This is a genomic window from Bradyrhizobium sp. PRIMUS42, from assembly GCF_023006515.1.
In the GTDB taxonomy this organism is placed as follows: domain Bacteria; phylum Pseudomonadota; class Alphaproteobacteria; order Rhizobiales; family Xanthobacteraceae; genus Bradyrhizobium.
On the sequence record NZ_JALBGZ010000730.1, the window covers coordinates 1 to 3,040 of the forward strand.

3 protein-coding genes are annotated in these 3,040 nt (G+C 67.6%); 1 reads left to right on the plus strand and 2 read right to left on the minus strand.

What is annotated here, in order from left to right:
• Positions 1–765: MFS transporter (locus tag MOV75_RS32670; protein WP_247007387.1), on the minus strand; the 765-nt coding region annotated here is incomplete at its 3' end.
• Between the two features lie 165 nt (positions 766–930).
• Between MOV75_RS32670 and MOV75_RS32675 the strand changes: the two genes are divergently transcribed.
• Positions 931–2,190 (plus strand): adenylate/guanylate cyclase domain-containing protein, encoded by a 1,260-nt coding sequence (locus MOV75_RS32675; protein ID WP_246930482.1) that lies wholly within the window; start codon positions 931–933, stop codon positions 2,188–2,190.
• Between the two features lie 114 nt (positions 2,191–2,304).
• Here the strand turns inward: MOV75_RS32675 and MOV75_RS32680 are convergent.
• The coding region (locus MOV75_RS32680) for an MFS transporter (RefSeq protein ID WP_247007385.1) at positions 2,305–3,040 on the minus strand (736 nt) is incomplete at its 5' end.

Sequence of the window (3,040 nt, forward strand, 5' to 3'; positions counted from 1 at the left end):
GACTTGGGCCGGGCCGATCAATGCGCCGGCCGCGATCGCCTCGGCCGGCGTGGCCCCTGTCGTCTCCAGGATACGCGGAAAATGCGCGGCCATGGCGCCGGTGACGGTCCAGACCGCCGCGAAGATGAAGGCGAGCAGGAGCATGGTGCGGTCGAGCGGCAGATGCGGCTTCTCGGCCGTGGCCGCCGCCTGCCTGGCGCCCTTGATCACTGGCAGCATGAAGAAGTTGAGCGGCAGGCCGATCAGGATGTTGGCGGCCGCCCAGGCAAAGCAGGTCTCGCGCCAGCCGATATGGGCGAGGCCCCAGGCGGTGAGGGGCCAGCCGACAGTGGAGGCAAAGCCCGCCATCAGCGTGATGCCGGTGATGGGCCCGCGTGCCTCGGTGCCGTAGATGCGGCCCAGAGCGGCGAAGGCGGCGTCGTAGAGCCCCATGGCCATGCCGATGCCGAGCACGAGCCAGGCGAACACCATCACCGGGACGGAGTGCGCGAAGCCAAGCAGCGCGAGGCCGGCGGCAATCGTCAGGTTCGAGGCCGACAGCACCTGCCGGCCGCCGACGAGATCAATCTGCCGCCCGATGCGCGGGCCGAGCATCGCCGAGATCACCAGCGAGGCCGAGAACGCGCCAAAGATCCAGTTGGAGGAGACGCCGAGGTCGCGCGCCATGGGATCGGCGATCAGCGCCGGCAGATAATAGCTGGACGCCCAGGCCAGCGTCTGCGTGGTGCCGAGCGCCAGGATGATCGGAAGCTGGCGCTGGCTCATATTCCTGTATTTGTGGTCGGCGTTGTCATCGGTTCCATTTGCAGCCGGCATGATAGCGCGTCAACACCGGCTGCGGCATATTCGACCTGCTGTGGGCGGGAGCCTCGGATGCACGAGGTTCGCGCGTGGCCTTCCGCTCGTCACGAATGCACGCCATAATGGCGCATGCAATTGACCTCGCGCCTTGCGCTGATGAACTGGCTCACCGGCCAGGGGCTCACGGGCCTCCCCGAAAACGAACTGCTCCGCGGCTTCTGCGAGCGCTGCTGCGCCGAAGGGCTGGACCTGTCGCGCGGGCTCGTCGTGATCGACACGCTGCATCCGATCTATGAGGGCCGCGGCTTTCGCTGGAGCGACCGTGCCAGCAACGAGAGCGACGCGTTCGAATACGGCTCGACCGCCGACGGTGACGCCGCCAAGAGCTGGCGCCGCTCGGTGTTCTTCCACATGCTCGAGAACGGCGACGACGAGATGGTGATCGATCTCGCCGACGCGCCATCGATGGATTTCTCGCAGATCGGCGAGCTCGCCGAGAAGGGTCACAAGCATTATCTCGCCTTCGTGCATCGCTTCGGCGAGAACGGCGCGCTCGGCCTGATGGACTGTCTTTACTCCTGCTGGACCACGCGGCGCGACAGTGGATTCAGCGAAGCCGAGCTGGAAGCGCTGCGCGACCTCGTGCCGGTGCTGGGGCTCGCGATCAAGTCGGCGCAGCAGGTCGACATCGTGCGCACGCTCGGCCGCGTCTATCTCGGCCGCGATGCCTCCGAGCAGGTGCTGCGCGGGCGCATCTCGCGCGGCGTGACCGAGCGCATCAACGCCGTGCTGTGGTATTCGGACCTGCGCGGCTCGACCGGGATCAGCGAGAGCATCGGCCCTGACGAGATCATCCCGTTCCTCAACGATTATGCGCAGGCCGTGATCGACGCCATCCACGATGCCGGCGGTGACGTGCTCAAGCTGATCGGGGACGGCGTGCTCGCGATGTTCTGGGGCGAGGACATGGCCGACGCACGGCGCGCGGCGCTTCGCGCCGAGCACCTGTTCCGCAAGAACGTCGCGGCGCTGAACAAGCGGCGCGAGGCCGATGGCCGTCCCACCACGTCAGCCTATATCGGCCTGCATGTCGGCCAGGTCTTTTACGGCAATATCGGCAGCGAGGACCGGCTCGACTTCACGGTGGTCGGCCCGACCGTCAACGAGGTCAGCCGCATCGCCTCGATGAGCCGTTCGGTCGACCGCGAGTTGCTGGCCTCCGCGGAGTTCTACAAGGGCCTGGATGCCGCTGGGCGGCGCTATCTCGTCTCCACCGGCCGCTACGCCCTGCGCGGCATCGGCCGCGCGCAGGATCTCTACACGCTCGATCCCGAGGTCGATGCGAGCGAGCCGGTGACGGGAAGCTACGAGCGCTATCTGGCGAGTTAGCCGGGCGGCCCCAACACACTCCGTCATTGCGAGCGCAGCGAAGCAATCCAGTATCCCTCAGCGGAAAGATTCTGGATTGCTTCGCCGCTACGCTCCTCCCAATGACGGCTGTGCCTAACACCGTGCCGCCACCTCATCCCCCACCATGTCCGGCTGCCGGTCCAGCGCCACCGCCGGCGACAGCCAGATCACCAGCGCCTGCACGCCGAACACGGCGGCGGCGAGATAGAGGCACGCTTCCGCGCTCCAGAGGCCGCCGACGACCGCGCCTAGCGCCGAGCCGAGCGGACGGGCGCCGTAGCTCATGATGTTGATGGCGGAGACGCGGCCGAGGAGGCGCGGCGGCGTCACCGATTGGCGCAGTGTCGTGGTCGAGATCACCCACAGGATCGGCCCGACGCCGAGCAGGAAGAAGCTCAACGCCGCGAGCCAGGGTGAGGGGACCAGCACCGTCAGCGCCATCACCACGGCTGCAACGAAGCCCGTGACCGGGCCGAGGCCGACGACGGTGCCGAACGCGACGCGCTGCATCACGCGTGTCGCGAGCAGCGCGCCGATCACCATGCCGACGCCGTACATGGTCAGCACCGTGCCGACGCCGGCGGCGGTCAGGCCGAGATGACGCACCGCATAAGGCACGAACACGGCGATCTGCAGGAACCAGCCGGTATTGAAGATGAACTGGGTGATGAACACCGGCCGCAGCAGCGGATGGTGAAACACGAAGGCCGCGCCTTCGCGGATGTCCTGGAACGGATGGCGCCGCGGCGCCGGCGCGCGGGCAGGTTCGAAGATGCCGGAGAGCAGTACCACCGCAATCGCCGAGAGCGCCGCGGCGAAGCCGAAGGCC

Excerpts from the sequence above, each read along its gene's own strand:
- MOV75_RS32675 (WP_246930482.1), top strand. The coding sequence starts at position 931 with ATGCAATTGACCTCGCGCCTTGCGCTGATGAACTGGCTCACCGGCCAG.